The 370-nt window shown below is 70.0% G+C and carries 1 pseudogene; it reads right to left on the minus strand.

Features of this window, described 5'->3' with window-relative positions:
* Nucleotides 1-370 (minus strand): annotated as a pseudogene (locus KVT44_RS55710) (transketolase); the annotation flags it as partial.

The raw sequence follows: 370 nt of genomic DNA on the forward strand, positions 1-370 counted from the left end.
CGCTCGTAGCGGGCGGCCATCGCCATGCCCACCGCGTTGGCGACACCCTGCCCGAGCGGGCCGGTCGTGGTCTCCACGCCCGGGGTGTGTCCGTACTCCGGGTGGCCCGGGGTGCGGGAGCCCCACGTCCGGAAGGACTCCAGATCGTTCAGCTCCAGGCCGAACCCGGCCAGGTAGAGCTGCGTGTAGAGGGTCAAGGACGAGTGGCCCGCGGACAGCACGAAGCGGTCACGTCCGGTCCAGTCGGGATCCGCCGGGTCGTGCCGCATCACCTTCTGAAAGAGGGTGTACGTGGCAGGCGCCAGACTCATGGCCGTACCGGGATGGCCGTTTCCGACCTTCTGTACGGCATCGGCGGCCAGGACGCGGG

The sequence above is a fragment of the Streptomyces sp. GbtcB7 genome, from assembly GCF_019091445.1.
In the GTDB taxonomy this organism is placed as follows: Bacteria; Actinomycetota; Actinomycetes; order Streptomycetales; family Streptomycetaceae; genus Streptomyces; species Streptomyces mirabilis.